This window comes from Anaerosporobacter mobilis DSM 15930, assembly GCF_900142955.1.
GTDB classification, from domain to species: Bacteria; Bacillota; Clostridia; order Lachnospirales; family Lachnospiraceae; genus Anaerosporobacter; species Anaerosporobacter mobilis.
Genome location: NZ_FRCP01000013.1, coordinates 25,526 through 43,880, shown reverse-complemented (window position 1 = coordinate 43,880; position 18,355 = coordinate 25,526). Strand labels below are relative to the sequence as shown.

The window sequence follows — 18,355 nt, the reverse complement described above, 5'->3', positions numbered from 1 at the left end:
CAAAGTAAGTACCGATTCATAGTGACTGCATATAGAAGGCTCTTAGCTAACGATATGGGGTCACTGTGAATATTTTTATGAATGATAAGGAATGAAATGTAGTTGGATGATATAAGTAATAATATAGACGAGAAGAATAAAAGGCATAAAAAAGAGGATACTACGTATCCTCCCCAATAAGTAATTACTTACCTCTCGCGCATATTACCAATTACTTCCCAATTATTCAACGATATATGGAGCAAGTGCTGCTAAAATAGTATCTACGCTTTCTTCGTTATGAATGTTTAAATCAATTGGTTTTGATAAATCTAAACTGAAGATACCCATGATTGATTTTGCATCAATTACATATCTACCAGAAACTAAATCAAAATCAGTATTAAATTTTGTTACTTCATTAACGAATGCTTTTACCTTATCAATTGAATTTAATGAAATTCTAACTGTTTTCATAGTAAAATCCTCCTTAGGTGTTTGAATTTAAACAATAGAAAAGATACGAAATCGCTTGTTTTTACTATCGTTTATTATACTATAATACTACAGTTTCAACATAGAAAAGTCAATATGCAATATAGATAAAAATAGGCCATGACAAACGTAAGAAACGTCAAAAAGTTTGTCCATTTTATTGAAAGGAATTGGAATGAGTAATATAAATAATCAGGATAGCAATGTTAAGAAAGTAGCATTCTTAACATTAGGATGTAAAGTAAATTCATATGAAACAGAAGCAATGGAACAACTGTTCAAAGATGCCTCATATTCTGTCGTAGAATTCAATGACAAAGCGGATATATATGTGGTAAATACTTGCACAGTGACAAACATAGCTGATCGAAAATCAAGACAGATGTTACACAAAGCTAAGAAAAATAACGAGAATGCAGTAGTAGTTGCAGTTGGTTGTTATGCGCAAGCTGCTAAAGAAGCACTTGAACAAGATGAAGCAATCAATCTTGTTGTTGGCAACAATCAAAAGAAACAAATTGTATCTTTAGTAGAGGCATATCTAGATAATAGTACTTATAATGAAGCTGTTATTGATATTGCACATGATACAGAATATGAAGAATTGGCAATTGGTTCGTTATCAGAGAAAACTAGAGCTTATATGAAGATTCAGGATGGATGTAATCAATTTTGTTCGTACTGTATTATTCCATATACAAGGGGAAGAATAAGAAGTAGAAAAAAAGAAGATATCTTAGCTGAAGTACACCGCTTGGTGGAAAAGGGATATAAAGAAGTTGTGTTAACAGGAATCCATCTATCTTCTTTTGGTATGGATAGTAATACAGCGGATGAATACGATCAAGCAATTAATCAAGCACAAAACACTCCACTATTACAGGTGATTACAGAGATTAGTGAAGTAGAAGGTTTAGAGCGCATTCGCCTTGGTTCGCTAGAACCAAGAATAATCACGGATGAATTTGTTAAAACTTTAAGTAAGAACAAAAAATTCTGTCCCCATTTTCATTTATCACTTCAAAGTGGTTGTGATACAACCTTAAAGAGAATGAATCGTAAATATGATACGACTATGTATTATGAAAAATGTGAATTATTACGAGAGTATTTTAATAAGCCTGCCATTACAACTGATGTTATCGTAGGTTTTCCTGGCGAAACTGAGGAAGAATTCGAAGTTACTAGGGAATTCCTTAAGAAAGTAAAATTTGCTCAAACTCATATATTCAAGTATTCGAAGAGACAGGGAACAAAAGCAGCAGCTATGGAAGACCAGGTCGATGAAAGTATAAAACATAAGCGAAGCGAAGTTTTAATTACACTTGATAAAGAGAATAATCATACTTATTACCAATCATTTATTGGTGAAGAAGATACCGTTTTGTTTGAAGAAGTTGTGACAATTAAGGATAAAACTTATGTAGTGGGACATACGAAAAGGTATGTTAAAGTTGCTGTTGAAGGTGATGATACATTGATTAATAAAATTGTTTCAGTAAAGATTCTTGATTTTATTACAGATGATGTTCTTTATGCTTGTTATGACGCAGCTGTTTCTCCATTATAGAAAAATTATAGAAAAAATGATGAGCATAAGTTACAAAAAACATGTAACTTATCAATTATTCAAAATAATACATTGAATTTTTAGCTCGGATATATTAATATAATTATAACGGAGATTAATGATAAAGCAATATGTAGCAAATTGCTAGAAAAGGGAACGTGATAACATGCAAGACAATAGTAATACTCAATATTTTAAAGTACAGAAGGAACCTGAGATTCAGGTAAGTGAAGTAATTGCCACAATATTTACTGCATTAACAGAAAAAGGATACAATCCAGTAAATCAAATCGTTGGTTATATTATGTCAGGGGATCCTACTTATATTACAAGCCACAAAGGTGCAAGAAGTTTAATCATGAAAGTTGAACGTGATGAAATCTTAGAAGAACTTTTGGAAAATTATATTAATACGAGACTAACAAAATAAGAATAATTCTAGATGTGGTAGTCCATTGTGTATTACGAATTATACACATAATGGAAAACAAGTGTGCTGGCACAATCATAATTAACGAAACGATACAGTATGTTTCGTCTAAAGATGAACATGTCAGTACACTAGTCAGAATTATTAGATTTGCGGATTGGAGATTTTATGAGAATAATGGGGCTGGATTATGGCTCAGTTACAGTTGGTGTGGCAATTAGTGATGCACTATTATTAACTGCACAGGGAATTGAAGTAATTCGAAGAAAACAACCTGACAAGTTAAGACAGACACTTGCTAGAATTGAGGAATTAGCCAAAGAATATGAAGTTGAGAGCATAGTTCTTGGATATCCTAAGAATATGAACAATACAATTGGTGAACGTGCAGAGAAATCAGAAGAATTTGCTGAGATGTTACGAAGACGTACAGGATTAGAAGTAATATTATGGGATGAAAGACTAACAACTGTTGCAGCACATCAAGCGCTTATAGAAGGCGATGTACGTAGAGAAAATCGAGCTAAAGTTGTAGATAAAGTAGCTGCAGTTTTCATATTACAAGGGTATTTAGATAAATTAGCCATGGAGCGAACTATGGACGATGCAATCGAAGGAGAATAGATAATGGAAGAAAAGCAAGACAAGCAGGAAAAGATTGTGTTTACTACACAGGATAATGAAAAGATAGAATTCTATGTACTTGAACAAACAATGATTAATGGTGTAAATTATATCTTAGTAGCAGATTCTATTGAAGATGAAGAAGCAAATGCATTGATATTAAAAGAATCAGCAAATGAAGCAGATGATATTCTTTATGATGTTGTTGAAGATGATAACGAATTACAAGCAATTTCAAAAGTATTTATAGAGATGCTTGATGATACGGATATTGAATTAGAAAAAGAATAATAGGACGAAGTATTGCAAGTCAGCTTGCAATGTGAAAGAGTGAAAGATACGAATCGCTTAGTGCGATGTTTCGATATAGAAAAGGCAATAAAGCCATTGCATTGCTATACGATGCAAAGATGAACAATAAAGCAAAACTTAAGTGTATATATAATCATTGGAATTTTTATGCATTTTGTTAATAGGGAGTATCTCTATCTGTGTAACGTAGCAGCTAGCTACTGTTCGCTTACTTTATTATACCTGTAATAACAGGCAGGGAGGCCATGATGTCTAATAACCAAACGCGTTTTAAAGAATTATTAAAAGAAAACGGATTAAAAGTTACGACACAAAGAATTGCGATTTTAGAAGTTTTGGATAGTCGACCAGATAAGCATTTAACTGCAGAAGAAATATATGATTGTGTCAAAGAAAGATATCCTGAAATCGGACTAGCCACTGTATATCGTACGATTCAACTATTATCGGAGTTACATTTAATTGATAAATTAAACTTAGATGATGGCTATGTACGTTATGAGATAGGTAAGTTAGGAAAAGAAGATTTCGTACACCATCATCACCATTTAATTTGTCATAATTGTGGGAATGTATTTTCTTTTGAAGATGATTTGCTTGAAACGCTAGAACAAAGAATATATGAATCGAAGGGTTTTCGTGTAGTAGACCATGAAGTGAAACTATTTGGTTATTGTACTAAGTGCCAACAAGAATTAGAAGATAAATAAAGTGAATACGTAGAGATGCACTTCAAATGACGAATGCAGGCAGTATAACTGTATATTCACAATGATTGAAATATAGATTAAAAAAATCATTGGAGGTGCTATTTTTTGAAAGCAAAAGAAACAAATGGAAAGGGAGTAAAGATCATTCCTCTAGGTGGACTAGAACAAATAGGAATGAATATTACAGCGTTTGAATATGAAGACAGTATCATTGTAGTTGATTGTGGTCTTTCATTCCCAGAAGATGATATGTTAGGTATTGATTTAGTTATACCAGATGTAACATATCTTATGAATAATATAGATAAAGTAAAAGGGTTTGTAATCACTCATGCCCATGAAGATCATATTGGTGGTTTACCATATGTTCTTAAGAATATCAACGTTCCAATCTATGCAACAAAACTTACAATTGGAATCATTGAGAATAAGTTAAAGGAACACAACTTATTAAAGAATACAAAACGTAAAGTTATTAAATATGGACAATCTATCAATCTTGGTTGTTTCCGTATTGAATTCATTCGTACAAATCATAGTATTGCAGATGCAGCTGCTCTTGCAATCTATTCACCAGCTGGAATTATTGTTCATACTGGTGACTTTAAAGTAGATTATACTCCTGTATTCGGAAGTACAATCGATTTACAAAGATTTGCTGAAATCGGCAAGAAGGGTGTACTAGCCTTAATGTGCGATAGTACTAATGTAGAGAGACCTGGTTATACCATGTCTGAGCGTACAGTTGGAAAAACATTTGAGAATATATTTGCTGAGAATACGAAACATCGTATCATCGTAGCAACATTTGCTTCCAACGTAGATCGTGTACAACAGGTTATCAATTCTGCTGTGAAATACAATCGTAAGGTTGTAATTGAAGGTCGTAGTATGGTTAATATAATATCGACAGCATCAGAACTTGGATATATTAATATGCCTGATAATGTTTTAATTGATATTGAACAGATGAAAAACTATTCGGATGAACAGCTTGTATTAATTACAACTGGTAGCCAAGGGGAAGCTATGGCAGCACTATCAAGAATGGCAGCATCTATTCACAAAAAAGTTACAATTAAACCTGGTGATACGGTTATCTTTAGTTCAACACCAATACCTGGTAATGAAAAACCGGTTTCTAAGGTAATTAATGAATTATCAATGAAGGGTGCTAAAGTTGTATTCCAAGATACTCATGTATCTGGACATGCCTGTCAGGAAGAGATCAAGTTAATCTATGCTCTTACTAAGCCTCAATATGCTATTCCAGTGCATGGTGAATACCGTCATCTTATGAAACATGCAGAGATCGCGGAAAGTCTTGGAATTCCAAAAGATAATATTCGTATCTTATCGACTGGTGATGTACTTGAAGTATCTGAAGAAAAAGCAGCTGTAGTTGGTAAAGTACCAGCACAAGGTATCTTAGTAGATGGTCTTGGAGTTGGTGATGTTGGTAATATCGTTCTTCGTGATCGTCAACATCTAGCAGAGAATGGTTTATTAATTGTAGTTGTAACATTAGAAAAATACAGCAATCAGATACTTTCAGGACCAGACATTGTATCACGTGGTTTCGTTTATGTAAGAGAGTCAGAAACACTTATGGATGATGCAAGAGAAGTGGTAAATAATGCACTAGATAAATGTATTGGTCGTAATGTTACCGATTGGGGCAAGATTAAGATGGAGATAAAGGATTCTCTAAGTGATTATCTATGGAAGAAAACGAAGAGAAACCCAATGATTTTACCAATCATTATGGAAGTGTAGGAACTAAGTAGAGGCGGATCTTAATGAGTGATATAGAATTTCAGATGAAAAACTTGGTTAATTCGATCAAGCAGAGTAACGAATATAATCAATATCAACGTCTATACGGTGAAATTGGAGAGAATGAGAAGTTATTAACTCGCCTGAATGAGTTTAGAATGAGAAGTTTTCAGATACAACTTGATCAAGAAGAGAATTCAATAGGTATATGCAAATCTCTGAGAGAAGAGTTTAAGGATATCCTCATGCTTCCAAGTGTTCAAGAGTTCCTAATAGCAGAACAAAGAGTCAATACCACATTAAGAGATATTAATCATTATATATGGGATAATATCGAGATGAATGTTGATTTCATATAAAACGGTAAAGGGGGTTCACCAATGGAGTCAAGATCACAAACATCGAAACTAGTACTTGGGATATCAAGCTTTGTAATACACGTATTATTAAATATACTTTTTTATGTTATCGTAGTTATGCTTATAACTAAGTATAGTGGGGGGGCGTTTGATTTTGCTTATGAAGTATTTGGTGAAGTCGCAGCTGCGGAAGCAGGAGAAAAAGTTAAAGATGTTACCATCACGATTAAAAAAGGTGAATCAACAATGAGTATCGCAAGTAAATTAGAGATGAATCGAGTAATTGACAACAAGTATTCGTTCTATTTACGGGCAAAACTGTTCCAATCAAATATCAAAACGGGTAAATATATAGTGAATGCATCAATGACTTATGGTGAGATATTAGATGTCATTTCCAATTATAAAAACAGTCTTGATAAAGACGAAGATGAAAAGAACAGTTCAAGTACAAAAAAGATCGATTCGAGCACGGATAAGGATAGTTCAAGTACAGAAAAGAAGAATACAAATTAAGATTGATACCAAAGGGGTTGTTACAGGTTATAGATCTGTAATGACTCCTTTGTAATGTGAGCAAAGAGTTATTACGGAATTCTGCTCTGTGCTTAGTATACCGGAGTTTTATAGTAGGTCTATAAGCACAAGAAAGTTTTGTGATATTTAAATAGATAAGGAGTACAATCTCATGATAGTAGATGAAAGAATTGCAGCATATATCTTCTCATTAGAGAGGGAAATGCCAGAAAAATTGAATGCGATAGAAAAACAAGCGCTTGCAGATTATGTACCAATTATCAAAAAGCCTACGCAGAGTCTACTTCGTTTTATGCTACGTTCCTTAAAACCAGATAGCATATTAGAAGTAGGTGCAGCTGTTGGATTCTCTTCTATATTGATGAGTGAATATATGCCAGAGAACTGTCATATCACGACGATTGAGAAGATGCCTGAACGTATTGTAAAGGCGAGAGATAATATGGTATATGCAGGCAAAGAAGAACGTATTACGTTACTTGAAGGGGACGCAGCAGATATCTTGAAGCAATTATCTGATGAGGGTAAGTCTTTCGATTTTATGTTTATGGATGCCGCAAAAGGTCAATATATTAATTTCTTACCTGATATTATGAAGATGCTTCCTGTTGGAGGGATTCTAATATCGGATAATGTATTACAAGATGGAGATATAGTACAATCTCGATATGGAGTAACTAGAAGAAATCGTACCATTCATTCCCGTATGAGAGAATACCTTTATGAGTTGACACACATGAAAGAATTTGATACGATTGTTTTGCCAATTGGGGATGGAGTTACATTAAGTACACGAATCTAGGGCTACTTTGCGAAACTGGTAGGTTTTCAGGCATACGACTTACTTTACTAAGTTTCGCTAGGTTTATGATATAGATATTAAAATTCTACTTATTTTTGATAAGAATAGAGTAAAAGATTCGTGTTTAAGAATAGATTAAATTCTTATTAAGTTTTTGATTAAAGTTCTAATAGTAGAAGAAAATAGAATTATTGCTGAATAACTAAAAATAGATCAATAGGTAATAGTATTGACGTAAAAAAAATAAAGGAGAACAGTAAAATAATGAGCAAAAGAGAGAAACCAGAATTACTAATTCCAGCTAGTAACCTGGAAGTGTTAAAAGTTGCTATAAATTATGGTGCAGATGCCGTTTATATTGGTGGTGAGATGTTTGGTCTTCGTGCGAAGGCAAAAAACTTCTCGAAAGAAGATATGATTGCAGGTATTAAATATGCACACCAATTTGGGAAGAAAGTATATGTTACAGCGAATATTACTGCACATAATCGTGACTTAGAAGGTGTTGCAGAGTATTTTGAAGAGATGAAAGAAATTAATCCAGATGCTTTAATTATATCTGATCCAGGTGTTTTTGATATAGCAAGAGAAGTAATACCAGATATGGAATTACACATTAGTACACAAGCGAATAATGTTAACTATAGAACGTATCTGTTCTGGAAGAGAATGGGTGCTCAAAGAGTAGTATCTGCAAGAGAATTATCGTTAAATGAAATCGCAGAGATTCGTAAGAACATACCAGATGATCTTGAAATCGAGACATTTATTCATGGTGCCATGTGTATGTCATATTCAGGAAGGTGTTTGTTAAGTAATTATTTCACAGGAAGAGATGCTAACTTGGGTGCATGTACGCACCCTTGCCGTTGGAAGTACCACATCGTTGAGGAAACTCGCCCAGGTGAATACATGCCAGTCTTTGAAAACGATAGAGGAACGTATATCTTCAACTCTAAGGACTTATGTATGATCGAGCATATTCCAGAGATCATTGAGGCAGGTATTGATAGCCTTAAAGTAGAAGGACGTATGAAAACAGCGCTTTATGTAGCAACGGTAGCAAGAACATATCGTAAAGCCATCGATGATTACTTTATTAGTGAAGAGACATATCGCAAAAACATTCCTTTCTACAAAGAGGAGATTGCGAAATGTACGTATCGTCAATACACTACGGGATTTTTCTTCGGGCCAACAACAAGTGATACTCAAATCTATGATAGCAATACCTACGTAAAAGATTATACGTATCTTGGAGTTATTCAAGGTAAGAATGAAGCAGGTATGTATGGCTTAGAACAAAGAAATAAATTCAGTGTTGGGGATACCATTGAAATCATGAAGCCGAATGGAGAGAACATTATGGCAACGGTTAAGTGTATCACGGATGAAGAAGGAACAGAGATGGATAGCTGTCCACATCCAAAACAACAAATCTTTGTTGATTTTGGTATTCAGTTAAACGATTTTGACATACTACGCAGAAAAGAAGAGGGCGTAAGTTCAGATTGTAATTGTACCTCTTGTCAATAATGTCGATAAGGGTACTTAAGACTAATTTGATTTAGAATAATAATAAGTAATAGAAAGACAATTTTCATAATGCTATATGCGAAACCTTAAGTTTAGGAACGCATATACCAATGAAAATTGTCTTTTTGTTTTTGCGTTTAAATCATAAACGGATCTTTAGGTACCACTACGAACTTCAGCGGGCGAGAGCGGATAGCGAATAACTATGTTTGGCATCACATACAGATATATAAATTGTGCAAATTTACAATCCAAAATATAAAAGGGGTATTTGACACCCTAACCAATATTTAAGAAATAAATTACATTGTCTTGAACAGACCATTCATATGTATAACATAAAACATTTATAAGGAGTGTTAATGTAATAAAAGACATTTATAAGAAAACTTAAATGAACTATAATAGTAAATATAGTTTGAGATAGATAATCGATTCAGTTTATTAGTAATCGATCAATATTTAAGAGGTGAATACAAATGAAAAAGGATAGAACCTATCTACTACTAGAAGAAAAGAATATATATAATGCATTTATCTATCTTGCACTTCCAGTAATGCTCGCCAATGTTTTAAAGTCACTACATGATCTGGTGGATACCTATTTTATTGGGCAGATGCATAATTCAGTTTCAGCCCAAGCGGGTATATCTATATCATGGCCGTTACTTAATATATTCATGGCGTTAAGTATTGGATTAGCGGTTGCAGGTGTAGCAGTAATTAGCCAGTACTTGGGGGCGAAAGATGAGAAAAAAGCGAAGGAATACATTGCTTTATTATTGATTCTAAGTATAGGAATAGGTGTTATATTCAATGGAATTCTCTATATTATTGCACCTAATGTACTTAAGTTTATGGGTGCAGAGGGAACTGTGTACGAGCAAGCTTTGATCTACATGAGGACACGTTCTTTTGAGATGCCATTCTTATTCGTCTTCACTGCTTTTCAAGCGACAAGACAAGCTAGAGGAGATACGACTACGCCAGTTCTTCTTTCGGTAGTAGCTATCATACTTAATATTATCTTAACGGCATTATTCATTCGGGTTTATGATATGGGAATCTTCGGAGCAGGACTATCTACTGTAATTGGACAGATGGCAATCGTTCCAGTTGCACTATATCTAATGTTTTCTAAACGTCAAGAATTACATTTGTCGTTGCATGATTTACGTATTAAGCCAAAGAATTTATCGAAATTAGTTGGAATAGCTATGCCATCAGCTGGAAGTCAAGCGTTCAGTTCACTTGGTTTCTTGATATTGCAGGCTATTATCTTAGCATATGGAGAACGTGTTGCAGCTGCATTTAGTTTAGGAAACAAAATCTCTAACTTATTATTAATACCAGTGTCTGCTCTTGGTTCTGTACTTGCGGCATTCGTTGGACAGAATATAGGGGCAAGGAACAAGGAGCGAGCTAAGAATGCATATCGTGTTAGTAGAAATGTTGCAGTAGCAATTTCTTGTATTGGCGGTCTGATTATCTATCCATGTCGTGAGTTTTTATTAGGCTTGTTAACGAATGACAGTGAGACATTACAGATTGCAATGGAGTATATGTTCTGGGTTTTATTAACGCAGCCATTAATGTCATTATTTCAAAACTACATGGGAGTGTTTAATGGTTCGGGTAATACCAAATACTCTTTTTATATAGCGACAGCAAGACTATGGGTAATCCGCCTTCCTTTAATTCTGTTTATGAAGAATCTAACGGATTTAGGACGAAGTGGTATCTGGTATGCCATGGTTATCAGTAACCTTGTAATTATCCTGTATGCTAAGTTCTTATTCCGTAAGGTGGATTTTGAACCGAAAATCAAAGCATAGAACGTAGATTAGCTTTTATCAAAATATATTGGATAGCAAGGGTTCATAAATCATAGATTAAGGTCGCTGTGTTGCATGTATTGGGAAACTGCTTGACACAGCAAATATTCGATACTATGATTGATATAGAAGCGTTATTGCAGTAATATTACTAGAGTGTGTCTGAAAATGTGGTGCACCTCTTACAGAAAGCAATTTTTAAATACGCTCTAGTGGAGGAGTATGATATATAAGAGAATTAGTAATGAAAGCATATTTTTTCATTCAGAGAATATAGAATTGATTTTTGCAATGGTTGGTGTATTGAATGGAGATAACAAATATCCAATATACGAACAGACATACTCAAAGGAATTTATTACATATATTAAGCAAAAATACTGTTTTCTTTACAGTTTACATCAACAAATGAAAGACTTCGGGAGTGGATTACTAGAAGCTATCATGCAGTTGGAAGTTCAGAGTGAATCTCTTGATGTAATTGAAGAAAAGGTTAGAGCTTTAGATAAGTGGTTGTTTATCCATTATTTTTTTGGAGGGGATGGTGAATTAACCGATTTTGAGAAAGCATATAAAGAGGATACCATAGTAGACTTGTACAATAGTTCAGAGCATTTTACAAAGTATGTACCATTCTTAGTTTTTAATATCATCTTTAAGCAAACCGAACAAGTAATCAATGATTTGTTCTTATGCGTTAGGGAATTCAATACAGTTGAATTCAATGAGGTATTGGTAAAGTATAGAGAAGGATTTCAAACGAAATTAGCTATTACAGAAAAGGGATTACTGGAGTTACCACCTTTAAAGAATAACAAAAATGCACTGATTGTTTTACATGAGATTTATGGAATTAACAAGTTTATAGACGATGTATGCGTACAGTATCAGAAGGAAGATTTTGATGTCTATTGTCCAAATCTACTTGATAAAGAATGTTATTCTTACGAGCAAGCAAAGGAGGCTTATGACAACTTTGTTAATGTAATTGGTTTTAATATATATGAACAAATCAAGGAGTTCATATATATATTAAAAGAGAGGTATGAAAAAGTATTTATCCTTGGATTTAGTGTTGGGGCTACTATTGCTTGGAGATGCAGTGAGAGTGATAGATGTGACGGTGTAATTGCTTGTTATGGTTCGCGTATACGTGATTATGTGGAAGTAAAACCTAGATGCCAGGTATTATTACTTTTTGCCGAACAGGATTCCTTTGATGTTGAGGCTACAACTAAGAAGTTATCTAAGACAAATAGGGTAAGTTATACCACATTAAAATCAAACCATGGGTTTATGGATGCGTATTCTGTTCATTATAATGAAGAGCAAGCTAAGAAAGGACATGCTTATATAAAAGAATTTTTAATTAGGAATTCAAGAATATAGAGGGTTAACAAGCTGATTTTTTAGGACATAAATATGTAGACGAGTATCAAAATTAGAAGAAATGAGTAGGAAAAGCACAAAAATAAGTTTCACCACATACAATAGTAATAAACTATTAGTTTGAGGTGCTTATAAAGTGAAATCATTTCCGAAGCCATTAAGCACCACCGAGGAAAAGTCTTATCTCCTGCAATACAAAAACGGCAGTCAGGAAGCTCGTAGTATTCTGATTGAGCGTAATTTACGTTTAGTTGCTCACATAGTTAAGAAATATAGTGCCCCAGACAAAGAAATCGACGATTTAATATCTATTGGTACCATTGGGTTAATCAAAGCAATCGATACATTTGATACAGATAAGGGAATACGACTGGCCACCTATGCTTCCCGTTGCATAGATAATGAGCTTCTTATGATGCTTCGAAGTGGCAAAAAACAGTCGAAGGAAGTTTATCTGTATGAACCCATTGGGGCTGATAAGGAAGGCAACGAAATTAATTTGCTAGATATTATTGAGTCAGTCGATGAAGATATTGTTGATACATTAGAGACCCGCGAAAACATCGTCAAGTTAAAGAAGTTTGTCCAAAAATTATTAACCGATCGCGAGAAAGAGATAATAATTCTTCGTTATGGGCTAGAAGGCGGAGAAGAAGTAACACAACGTGAGATTGCAGTAAGACTAGGAATATCAAGAAGTTATGTGAGCCGTATTGAGAAGAAGGCGTTAAAGAAGCTTCGTGAAAGATTTGATAAGTAAAATAGGATAAGAGGGGAACAGTTGTATAAACTTTATGTTTAGCATAAGGTTTATACAACTGTTCCTTTTTACTTTGTGAACAGTGGGAAAAGTTTAACGTTTATGAAGTTTTAAAGGTATACATTAACTAATTAGGCATTTCTTAACTTCATTAATGAATTTCAATTCTATAGGGGTAAGAAATTCGTTTTTTCGTTTAATATAAACTAGGTTTGATATAAAAGTACTATCTTTTATAATTGGAAATACTTTAATGTTTGTGTGTTCAAAATATTTTAAAATCCACTTGGAAGCATATAATACTATATCTGTATTTTCTAGAAGTTCTATACATAAAGAAATAGAATTACAGTACACAACACTATTAATATTGACGTGGTACTGTTGATCATTAATAGCCCATTCGGCTTTTGTTATTTCATCTATATCTAAACAAATATTGGATTGTCCCTCTAAATCTTTAAAAGTAAGGGAGGTAGCATTATAAAATTTGGATTTAGGTCCTAATAATACATAGACACCACATGAATCTAGGAATTCTAATTCTAGGTTTGTAGATGTTAGCTGCCAACTAAAAGGTTTCGCTTCTCTATTGGTCTGAACAAGTAACCCTATATTACAATTACCTTTTTGAATAGCCTTAATTACATTAGAACGATGACTTTGGTAAAGCTCAAATTCCAATGCACTATCTCTGTGATTGTTATACATATTTAATAAAACTTTGGGAATAAAGTCGAACTCTTGGGTGGCAATCAATAATTTACTTTGATTAATATAAGTATGATTTTGAAAAACTTCTTCCAACGAGTTTGCAGTCTGAACTACATTTTTTGCATAATGCAAGAAATATTTACCTTGTAATGTTACAGAAACTCCTGTAGCAGTTCTCTCGAATATTTTAATGTTATAGTTCTTTTCTATATTTGAAATAGCTTTAGTTAGGCTTGGTTGACTAATATAAAGTTCATTAGCAGATTTTGTAATAGAGCCTAACTCTGCTACTTTTATAATGTATTTGAGATGATTTATTTGCATGATTTCTCTCCTGTAAGTTTGTTTTTTGATTTTAATACATGAAAGTCAAGAACAAAGTTATCAAAAGTATAATAGGATTTAAACAATAATGTCAAGTTAAAATAATTTAGCACGCTGTGGTTAGATAAGCAAAATCTTGTATTAATTGTTCACATTATAGATAATATATGCAAAAAGGTTATGGGAAACTGATAGAAAAAATATATTAGTAATTTATAGAGATATGAAGTTATAATATAGCAAAAATACCTATGATTAAAGTTTTGTTCAATAAGAAATTCATAATTTTATATTACCAGTCGGGTGTAATATTAGTAATACTAAAGAATATTAATATCTTGATTATGTATGAATTTTTTATTTAAAGGAGAACAGATGAGGAAGTTAAAACATAATCAAATTGTTATTAAAAATGATATTTATGATACGTGGGGACGAATTTATATTGCTAAAGGTAGAGTGATTACACTAAACAGTATAAATATAAATAAATTCAAAAAAATAGGAATATGGGAACAAATAATATCAAATGCAGATGCAATGTGCGATCAAGAAAAGAAAACACTGTTTGAAGATGAAGTAAAAGAAATGAGAAAGATATATGTAGGAATAAAGGCATGTAATTTTACTAATGCCATTGATTTTGTTCAGAATATTATTTTCGAAGAGAAAGTTTTTAATAGATACCCATATTTATTGACTTTACTTGAACACTCTAAATTATGCTATACCCATAGTATAAACGTTGTAATATTATCTGTAATATTGGCAAATGCCGTGAATTATGATGTTCAGACAATTAAAGAGATTGCTATAGGGGCACTTTTACACGATATAGGCTTTATTTTTATACCAAAAGATATTATAGAGAAAGATGAATCTGAGCTTAATGAAGAAGAAATGAGTATTAGACAAAATCATTGTAATTTAGGGATAATGACAATGAAGAGTGCAAATATCCCTTTTAGGAGTCAAAAAATAATAGAGCAACATCATGAAAAATTAGATGGAACAGGATACCCCAATGGGTTGAATGTACGGGACATATTAGAAGAAGCGCACATAGTAAGTATTGCAGAAGAATTAGATATGAGAACATCTTACTTCCAAGGTGGAGCTACGGAAATTGGAGAGGTAATCCAGGATATGGTTAATTTACCAGAGAAATTTTCAAGAAAGTATACAGAATTATTAAAAAGTATTTTTGAGGTTTAAAATATTGGAGGAATTATGCAAGGTTATGTAACGAAAAAAGATATCCTCATAGCGTTTGAGAAGAATGAGTTTAAAACCTATATTCAGCCTAAGTACAATATATATACTAAGGAAGTAATAGGTGGAGAGGCATTAGTAAGATGGTTTCATGAGAAAAAAGGTAGGATAAATTCAGAGATATTTATACCAATATTAGAAAAACTAAAATTAGTAGATCGAGTAGATTTATTTATATTTGAAGAAGTATGTAAAAGCCTATCTACTTGGAAGAAGCAAGGTTTAAAGACGATTCCTATATCAGTTAATCTTTCAAAAATGACTTTAAATGACTTGGGGAACATATCTAAGTTGAAAAATATACTATATAAATATGAAATACCAATAGAACTAATTGAATTAGAGATAACAGAATCCTTAATGTCTGTTAATATCGAAGTTATAAATAAGATAAAAGCTGAAGGATTTAAATTAGCAATGGATGATTTTGGGAAAGGCTATTCGTCACTGGCCAACTTGAAGAATTTACCTATAGACGTTATGAAGATAGATAAAGAATTTTTAGTAGACCTAGAAGAGAATGAAAAAGGAAAGGTTATCTTAAAAGCAATAGTTGACTTAATTCATATTATTAAAAAGGAAGTAGTTATAGAAGGAGTAGAAAATGAACAACAATTGTAGTTTATAAAGTCTATTGGATGTGAATCTGCACAAGGTTATTTATTTAATAAAGCAATGGATATAAGAGATTTTAAAGAGTTGATTAATCAAATAAAGTGACTAAGAAACCAATAGAAAGTTCGTGGAGTGAACTTTCTGTTGGTTTCTTGTTTTATATCAATTTCTTTGTTGAGAACGAACGCATTGATCTGCTTTGCAAAATAACACGAATCCGATTAGGAAGATAATGATAATACTACTTACACCTAGACTTTCGTTATGGAAGGTATGACTAATTACAGCAACAAGAGTTGTTCCAATAAATGAAGCACCTTTACCAAAGATATCATAGATTCCAAAGTATTCACCTGAACATTCTGGCGGGATAATCTTAGCAAAGTAGGAACGTGATAATGCTTGGATTCCACCTTGAAACATACCTACGCATATGGCCAATACCCAGAATTGCCATTGGAATCTTAGGAATACGGCGAATAGGGTAATACCTGTATAGCATAAGATACAAACTTTCATTAAGGTAGCCGTATTATAACGTGATGACAAACGGCCGAAAAGTAGGGCGAATGGAAAGGCTACGATTTGAGTAGTTAGTAGCGCTAGCAAAAGTCCAGTAGTGTCAAATCCAAGTGCGATACCGTAAGCGGTTGCCATATCAATTATTGTGTATACTCCATCAATAAAGAAGAAAAATGCCAGTAGGAAAAGAAAGATGGACTTTTGCTTCTTCATGTTACGAAATGTATGATATAGGCGAGAGAAACTTTCCTTCATAGGGCTAGTCTGCGATTGTATGTATTTCAATTGCTTGTAGTGCTTTAATAAAGGAAATGTGAATAAAATCCACCATATAGACGTTAGTAAGAATGCGAAAATCATAGCAATATTCATTGTTAATCCTAGTTTGCCATGGAAGAGAACAAGAATAAGACAAAGGATGAATGGAACACAACTTCCTATATAACCAAAGGCATAACCCTGAGAAGATACAAGATCCATCTTACTCTCCTTTGTTATATCAGGAAGCATGGAATCATAGAAGACCAAACTTGAGGAGTAGGCAGTCTTTGCAAGAATGAAGAATAGTAGAAAGCATAACCAATTAGCAGCGAAACCTAAGATGGAACAACTTACAGCTCCTATGATGACAGAAATAAAGAAAATCTTCTTCTTATAGTTTTGTCGGTCAGCTAATGTACCAAAGAGTGGTGCAATAACAGCCACTAGAAAAGTTGCAATGGACCCTGCGTATCCCCAATATGCTAGGTATTCTGATGAGGTGAGGTTAGCAGTTTCTGCAAGATTATTAAAATATATTGGTACCAATGTGGTAACAAGAAGAATGAAAGCAGAATTACCTACGTCATATAGAATCCAAGATCGCTCTGCCTTAGTTAGCTTGAATTTATCCATTTAAAATACTCCTTTTCCTATATTGAAATTTGATGCCAACTACATGAGTCATAGGTTTAAAACTGAAGATTTAGTTGGTAAATATCTACTAGTATGCGCCGTAAGTATGATCAAACAAGGAGCTTAGCCTTTTATCTTGACTAAGATATAGATCCATCTCACTGAATAGATTTGCTGCTTGTATAAGTGCAAAATCATATAGGCGAAGTAATTGATTTGTACTATCGATGCATTCAAATGTTTGCTTTTTCGGTAGAAGTAAGCCTTTCATATCATTATAATTACCAGATAGTTTGAAAGCAGTTAAGGCAACTCCACGTTTTAATTTATTTGCAGTATATAGAAATCGATTATACGATACAAACGATTGTTGTGCTTTGAAGATTTCTTTGGGATTTATCGAGGTATAAAATTGTGATATTAACTTTGCGCTATTCATAGTGGGATTAATGTAAGAGCATATAGTGTGACGAGCAGGCTTATAAGAATCCTTTTGCATAAGTGCAAGATCAAAGGAACTTTCAATCTGTGTATGACTCACGTTATCATTTGTTGATTTTTCTTCTATGTAAGGGTGGCACATACTATCTAAAGCAAAATGACAAAGAGAACCATATAGATAAGCGAGAGCGGGTTCTTTGTGAGAAGAATTGTTCACCACCTCAGCAGCATGTTCGAAGAATATACGGCCCTTTTTATCATGTATGCCAAAGCCTACACGGTTTACAGGATTTGAAAATAAAGGTTTATAATAAAACAACAAATCGGGTCCATGAAGTCCAATATCGAATAAAGAACGATATTCAATGATAAGTGCCGTGATATGGTGAGGTGTATTCTTGATTACATCACAACCAAAACGATAATGTGCATAGATAGCTGGCAATATTGATGCCTCCT

19 protein-coding genes are annotated in these 18,355 nt (G+C 33.2%); 15 read left to right on the top strand and 4 right to left on the bottom strand.

Going from position 1 to position 18,355, the window contains the following annotated elements; translation table 11 throughout:
* Positions 1-222: 222 nt before the first annotated feature.
* Positions 223-456 carry an HPr family phosphocarrier protein gene (locus tag BUB90_RS12840; RefSeq protein ID WP_073288362.1) on the bottom strand — a complete coding sequence of 78 codons (234 nt, stop codon included), beginning with the start codon at positions 454-456 and terminating at the stop codon, positions 223-225.
* Between the two features lie 193 nt (positions 457-649).
* Between BUB90_RS12840 and mtaB the strand changes: the two genes are divergently transcribed.
* From mtaB to sigK, 13 genes are all read left to right on the top strand, one after another.
* Positions 650-2,044, top strand: a complete 1,395-nt coding sequence (mtaB, locus tag BUB90_RS12835; RefSeq protein WP_073288360.1) for a tRNA (N(6)-L-threonylcarbamoyladenosine(37)-C(2))-methylthiotransferase MtaB — start codon at positions 650-652, stop codon at positions 2,042-2,044.
* A 166-nt stretch (positions 2,045-2,210) separates the two neighbouring features.
* Complete coding sequence (locus BUB90_RS12830) at positions 2,211-2,474, top strand: IreB family regulatory phosphoprotein (protein ID WP_073288357.1); 264 nt, start codon at positions 2,211-2,213, stop codon at positions 2,472-2,474.
* Between the two features lie 168 nt (positions 2,475-2,642).
* Positions 2,643-3,098, top strand: a complete 456-nt coding sequence (gene ruvX, locus BUB90_RS12825; protein WP_073288355.1) for a Holliday junction resolvase RuvX — start codon at positions 2,643-2,645, stop codon at positions 3,096-3,098.
* Between the two features lie 3 nt (positions 3,099-3,101).
* Positions 3,102-3,389 (top strand): DUF1292 domain-containing protein, encoded by a 288-nt coding sequence (locus BUB90_RS12820; protein ID WP_073288353.1) that lies wholly within the window; start codon positions 3,102-3,104, stop codon positions 3,387-3,389.
* A 269-nt stretch (positions 3,390-3,658) separates the two neighbouring features.
* Entirely contained in the window at positions 3,659-4,120 is a 462-nt protein-coding gene (locus tag BUB90_RS12815; protein ID WP_073288351.1) for a Fur family transcriptional regulator, read from the top strand.
* A gap of 105 nt (positions 4,121-4,225) precedes the next feature.
* Complete coding sequence (locus BUB90_RS12810) at positions 4,226-5,896, top strand: ribonuclease J (RefSeq protein ID WP_073288349.1); 1,671 nt, start codon at positions 4,226-4,228, stop codon at positions 5,894-5,896.
* A gap of 23 nt (positions 5,897-5,919) precedes the next feature.
* The gene (locus BUB90_RS12805) at positions 5,920-6,255 is read left to right on the top strand and encodes a YlbF family regulator (protein ID WP_073288346.1); all 336 of its coding nucleotides are present in this window, start codon (positions 5,920-5,922) and stop codon (positions 6,253-6,255) included.
* 21 nt (positions 6,256-6,276) lie between these two features.
* Complete coding sequence (locus tag BUB90_RS12800; RefSeq protein ID WP_073288344.1) at positions 6,277-6,771, top strand: endolytic transglycosylase MltG; 495 nt, start codon at positions 6,277-6,279, stop codon at positions 6,769-6,771.
* A gap of 172 nt (positions 6,772-6,943) precedes the next feature.
* A complete protein-coding gene (locus tag BUB90_RS12795; protein WP_073288342.1) occupies positions 6,944-7,594 on the top strand; it encodes an O-methyltransferase in 651 nt (216 codons plus the stop codon).
* A gap of 264 nt (positions 7,595-7,858) precedes the next feature.
* Positions 7,859-9,130 carry a peptidase U32 family protein gene (locus tag BUB90_RS12790; protein WP_073288341.1) on the top strand — a complete coding sequence of 424 codons (1,272 nt, stop codon included), beginning with the start codon at positions 7,859-7,861 and terminating at the stop codon, positions 9,128-9,130.
* 479 nt (positions 9,131-9,609) lie between these two features.
* A complete protein-coding gene (locus tag BUB90_RS12785) occupies positions 9,610-10,965 on the top strand; it encodes an MATE family efflux transporter (protein ID WP_073288339.1) in 1,356 nt (451 codons plus the stop codon).
* Positions 10,966-11,187: 222 nt separating this feature from the next.
* Entirely contained in the window at positions 11,188-12,354 is a 1,167-nt protein-coding gene (locus tag BUB90_RS23100; protein WP_242952542.1) for a dienelactone hydrolase family protein, read from the top strand.
* Positions 12,355-12,490: 136 nt separating this feature from the next.
* Positions 12,491-13,114, top strand: a complete 624-nt coding sequence (gene sigK / locus BUB90_RS12775; RefSeq protein ID WP_073288336.1) for an RNA polymerase sporulation sigma factor SigK — start codon at positions 12,491-12,493, stop codon at positions 13,112-13,114.
* Positions 13,115-13,237: 123 nt separating this feature from the next.
* On the opposite strand, the gene BUB90_RS12770 is transcribed toward sigK, so the two are convergent.
* The gene (locus BUB90_RS12770; protein WP_073288334.1) at positions 13,238-14,152 is read right to left on the bottom strand and encodes a LysR family transcriptional regulator; all 915 of its coding nucleotides are present in this window, start codon (positions 14,150-14,152) and stop codon (positions 13,238-13,240) included.
* Positions 14,153-14,527: 375 nt separating this feature from the next.
* On the opposite strand from BUB90_RS12770, the gene BUB90_RS12765 reads away from it, so the two are divergent.
* Together BUB90_RS12765 and BUB90_RS12760 are read left to right on the top strand one after the other, a co-directional pair.
* Positions 14,528-15,367 carry an HD-GYP domain-containing protein gene (locus BUB90_RS12765; RefSeq protein WP_073288331.1) on the top strand — a complete coding sequence of 280 codons (840 nt, stop codon included), beginning with the start codon at positions 14,528-14,530 and terminating at the stop codon, positions 15,365-15,367.
* Between the two features lie 15 nt (positions 15,368-15,382).
* Positions 15,383-16,045: an EAL domain-containing protein gene (locus BUB90_RS12760; protein ID WP_073288329.1), complete on the top strand. Its 663-nt coding sequence runs from the start codon at positions 15,383-15,385 to the stop codon at positions 16,043-16,045.
* 156 nt (positions 16,046-16,201) lie between these two features.
* On the opposite strand, the gene BUB90_RS12755 is transcribed toward BUB90_RS12760, so the two are convergent.
* Positions 16,202-17,455, bottom strand: a complete 1,254-nt coding sequence (locus BUB90_RS12755; RefSeq protein WP_073288327.1) for an MFS transporter — start codon at positions 17,453-17,455, stop codon at positions 16,202-16,204.
* A gap of 88 nt (positions 17,456-17,543) precedes the next feature.
* Complete coding sequence (locus BUB90_RS12750) at positions 17,544-18,341, bottom strand: zinc dependent phospholipase C family protein (protein WP_073288324.1); 798 nt, start codon at positions 18,339-18,341, stop codon at positions 17,544-17,546.
* Positions 18,342-18,355 lie beyond the last annotated feature (14 nt).